This is a genomic window from Nocardioides sp. (assembly GCF_034670285.1).
Lineage (GTDB): Bacteria > Actinomycetota > Actinomycetes > Propionibacteriales > Nocardioidaceae > Nocardioides.
The window spans coordinates 1-4,221 of record NZ_JAXMNS010000342.1 but is presented as its reverse complement, the minus strand read 5'-3'; the positions used below and the strand labels follow the sequence as shown (position 1 = coordinate 4,221).

At 71.8% G+C, this 4,221-nt stretch carries 5 protein-coding genes; all 5 read left to right on the top strand.

The genetic code is table 11. The annotated features are described in order from the left end of the window. On the top strand, positions 1-417 hold a 417-nt coding region (locus VOI19_RS15390), incomplete at its 5' end, for a DUF6350 family protein (RefSeq protein WP_323793845.1). A 10-nt stretch (positions 418-427) separates the two neighbouring features. Continuing rightward, positions 428-1,087 carry a phosphoribosylglycinamide formyltransferase gene (purN, locus tag VOI19_RS15385; protein WP_323793844.1) on the top strand — a complete coding sequence of 220 codons (660 nt, stop codon included), beginning with the start codon at positions 428-430 and terminating at the stop codon, positions 1,085-1,087. A gap of 115 nt (positions 1,088-1,202) precedes the next feature. Continuing rightward, positions 1,203-2,783 carry a bifunctional phosphoribosylaminoimidazolecarboxamide formyltransferase/IMP cyclohydrolase gene (gene purH, locus VOI19_RS15380; protein ID WP_323793843.1) on the top strand — a complete coding sequence of 527 codons (1,581 nt, stop codon included), beginning with the start codon at positions 1,203-1,205 and terminating at the stop codon, positions 2,781-2,783. Positions 2,784-2,958: 175 nt separating this feature from the next. Continuing rightward, positions 2,959-3,810, top strand: a complete 852-nt coding sequence (locus tag VOI19_RS15375; protein WP_323793842.1) for a bifunctional methylenetetrahydrofolate dehydrogenase/methenyltetrahydrofolate cyclohydrolase — start codon at positions 2,959-2,961, stop codon at positions 3,808-3,810. 8 nt (positions 3,811-3,818) lie between these two features. Beyond that, positions 3,819-4,160 (top strand): DUF3017 domain-containing protein, encoded by a 342-nt coding sequence (locus VOI19_RS15370; protein WP_323793841.1) that lies wholly within the window; start codon positions 3,819-3,821, stop codon positions 4,158-4,160. Positions 4,161-4,221 lie beyond the last annotated feature (61 nt).

Below are 4,221 nucleotides of genomic sequence, written 5' to 3'. Positions count from 1 at the left end.
CCGAGCGTGGTCGTGCTCGGACCGCTGCCGAGCTTTCCGATGCTCGCCGCCCTGCCCGACGAAGGTGCCGTGCCGGGCTGGACGGTCTGGTTGATGTTGCTCCCACCCCTGGTGGCCGCCGTCGCCGTGGTGCTGCACCAGCGTCGGGCCCCGGTCTTCGGCTACACCGACGCGGCTCTGCGCGGGTGCGCCGGCGGGATCCTGGCCGGTCTCGTGCTCGGCCTGATCGCCTCGGTGGCGGGCGGCTCGGTCGGCCCGGGCCGCATGCGAGACGTCGCGCCGTACGCCTTCGACACCGCGCTGCACGCCGTCACCTCGTTCGGGATCGGCGGTCTGCTCGGCGCCCTGGCGATCACCTGGTGGCAGCGCCGGTCCATGCCCGTGGAGATCGAGCTCGAGCCCGACCTGACGCAGTAAGGTCTCGGGCGTGCCCGCCAACCCCGACCGCCCGGCGGCCCGCCTCGTCGTCCTCGTCTCCGGGAGCGGGACCAACCTCCAGGCGCTGCTCGACGCCGCGACCGACCCCGCCTACGGCGCCGAGGTCGTCGCCGTCGGAGCCGATCGCGACAACATCGAGGGCCTCGAGCGGGCGCAGCGAGCCGGGGTCGAGACGTTCGTCCGGCGCGTGAAGGACTTCGACGACCGCGCCGCCTGGGACGCCGACCTCGCGGCGGCGGTGGCGGCCCATCGACCGGACGTGGTCGTGCTGGCCGGCTTCATGAAGCTGGTGGGGGAGAGCTTCCTGTCGGCTTTCGGCGGCCGCGTGCTCAACACCCACCCTGCGCTGTCGCCCTCCTTCCCCGGGATGCGCGGCCCCGCCGACGCCCTTGAGTACGGCGTCAAGGTCACCGGTTGCACCCTGTTCGTCGTCGACGCCGGCGTCGACACGGGCCCGATCGTGGCGCAGAGCGCGGTGGACGTCGAGCCCGACGACGACGTCGAGTCGCTCCACGAACGCATCAAGAGCGCCGAGCGCACGATGCTCGTCGAGGCCGTCGGTCGGATGGCGCGCGAGGGCTTCGTGGTCGAGGGCCGTCAGGTCAGGTTCGGCACGGTTCGGCACCAGGGCCGCCAACCTCTAGGGTGAGGGCACACGACTGGCGCAGGTGGGCGACCACCGGGGAGTGCCCCCGTCTCAGGGGAAGCAGTGAGGTCATCGAACGCCTGGGTGGCCCCCATCACGAGATGAGGAGAACCCTGTCATGAGCGAGCAGATCCCGATCCGCCGAGCGTTGGTCTCGGTCTACGACAAGTCCGGCCTCGAGGGCCTGGTGCGTGCGCTGCACGACGCCGGCGTCGCGCTGGTCTCGACCGGCGGCTCGGCCGCCCTGATCGAGGGCCTCGGCCTGCCGGTCACCAAGGTCGAGGACCTCACCGGCTTCCCCGAGTGCCTCGACGGCCGCGTCAAGACCCTGCACCCCAAGGTGCACGCAGGCATCCTGGCCGACCGTCGCCTCGACTCCCACGTCGCGCAGCTCGCCGACCTCGGGGTCGAGCCGTTCGACCTCGTCGTCTCGAACCTCTACCCCTTCACCGACACCGTCGCCTCGGGTGCCGACGCCGACGCGTGCGTCGAGCAGATCGACATCGGGGGACCCTCGATGGTGCGCGCCGCGGCCAAGAACCACCCGTCGGTCGCCATCGTCACCTCGCCCGTGCGCTACGACGACGTGCTGGCTGCAGTCGCCGCCGGCGGCTTCACCCTCGCCCAGCGCAAGCAGCTGGCCGCCGAGGCGTTCGTGCACACCGCGTCGTACGACGTCGCCGTGGCCTCGTGGATGGGCAGCGTGCTCACCGACACCTCGGTCGTCGACGGCGAGAGCACCGGCTTCCCCGCGTGGATCGGTGGCACCTGGGACAAGGCGGCGGTGCTGCGCTACGGCGAGAACCCCCACCAGGGCGCCGCGCTCTACACCAGCCCGGCCGGCGGCGGCCTCGCTCAGGCGACGCAGCTGCACGGCAAGGAGATGTCCTACAACAACTACCTCGACTCCGACGCGGCCCGCCGCGCGGCGTACACCTTCGACGAGCCGACGGTCGCGATCATCAAGCACGCCAACCCGTGCGGCATCGCCGTCGGTGCCGACGTGGCCGAGGCGCACCGCCGCGCCCACGCCTGCGACCCGGTCTCCGCGTTCGGTGGCGTGATCGCCACCAACGTGCCGGTCTCGGTCGAGATGGCCCAGCAGGTCGCCGAGGTCTTCACCGAGGTCGTCGTGGCCCCGGGCTACGACGAGGGTGCCGTCGAGGTGCTCGCCGCGAAGAAGAACGTGCGCCTGCTCGTCTGCGAGCCGATGGCGACCGGCGAGGTCGAGCTCCGTCCGATCTCGGGCGGTGTGCTGCTCCAGCAGCGCGACTACGTCACCGCGTCCGTCGAGGGTGGCGGCGACGACCCGTCGACCTGGACCCTCGCCTCCGGCGAGCCCGCCTCCGCCGAGGTGCTGGCCGACCTCGCCTTCGCCTGGAAGGCCTGCCGCTCGGTCAAGTCCAACGCGATCCTCCTGGCCAAGGACGGCGCCTCGGTCGGCGTCGGCATGGGTCAGGTCAACCGCGTCGACTCCTGCAAGCTCGCGGTGACCCGCGCCGCCGACCGCGCCGCCGGCTCGGTGGCCGCCTCCGACGCGTTCTTCCCCTTCGAGGACGGCCCCCAGCTCCTCATCGATGCCGGCATCAGCGCCATCGTGCAGCCGGGTGGCTCGATGCGTGACCAGCTCACCATCGACGCCTGCACCGCTGCCGGCGTGACGATGTACTTCACCGGCACCCGGCACTTCGCGCACTGATCGCGACCGAGCCTGCGAGGACGCGATCGTCGGTGGTCGAGCAAGCGGCACGGCTGAGCTTGCGAAGCCGTGACCCGCGTGTCGAGACCCGGTGAGGTCCCCACCGGCGGTACCCACAAAGTCGGACCCGACCTCAACCCGAACCCTCCACCACTTCCAGTGACAGGATGACCACGTGACTGCACAACGTCTCGACGGCACCGCCACCCTCAAGGCCATCAAGGTCGAGCTGACCGAGCGGGTCGCCCGCCTCAAGGAGCAGGGCGTCGTGCCCGGCCTGGGCACCGTCCTGGTCGGCGACGACCCGGGCTCGCACTGGTACGTCGGCGCCAAGCACAAGGACTGCGCCGAGATCGGCATCGAGTCGATCCGTCGCGACCTGCCCGCGACCGCGACCCAGGCCGAGGTCGAGGCGGTCATCGACGAGCTCAACGCAGACCCGTCCTGCACCGGCTTCCTGGTGCAGCAGCCCACCGGCCTCGACGAGTTCGCCCTGCTCTCGCGCGTCGACCCCGACAAGGACGTCGACGGCCTGCACCCGACCAACCTCGGCAAGCTCGTGCTGGGGGAGGCGGGCTCGCTGCCGTGCACCCCCATCGGGTGCATCGAGCTGCTGCGCCGTCACGGCGTCGAGCTCAACGGTGCCGAGGTCGTGGTGGTGGGCCGCGGGCTCACCGTCGGTCGTCCGCTCGGCCTGCTGCTGACCCGTCGCTCGGAGAACTCCACCGTCACCCTGTGCCACACCGGCACGCGCGACCTGGCGGCCCACGTGCGCCAGGCCGACATCGTCGTCGCTGCTGCGGGCGTGCCCGGCATCATCACCGGCGACATGATCAAGCCCGGTGCTGCCCTGCTCGACGTGGGCGTCTCGCGCGTCGACGGCAAGATCGCCGGCGACCTCGCGGACGACGTGTGGGAGACCGCCGGCTGGGTCTCACCCAACCCTGGTGGGGTGGGCCCGATGACGCGTGCGATGCTGCTCTCCAACATCGTCTCCAGCGCCGAGCGGGCCCTGGGCCAGGACTGACTGAGTTGATGAGCCAGCGCCCCGAGGGGTTCGAGCCGATCGAGCCGGCCCCCGAGCTCCACGAGCCGGTCGAGCGGCGCTACCCGTCGACGATCGGCGGGGCGTGCTACCTCGTGGTGCTGCTCGTGGCCTCGCTGGGGATCGCCCTGGTGGCCCTGAGTGACTGGCGGGTGGGTGTCCGTGTGGTCGCCGGCGCGCTGGGCGCAGCGGCGCTGCTGAGGCTGGTCCTGCCTCGACGCGACGCCGGGATGCTCGCCGTGCGACACCGCTCCATCGACGTGATCATGCTCGGCGGGGTCGCCGCAGCGCTGTGGTTCCTGGCCGGCGACATCCCCGACCAGCCGCGCTGAGCTCTGCTCGACCGGCCCCTGAACGACGAATCGGCCGCCTCCCGCGGTGGGGGAGGCGGCC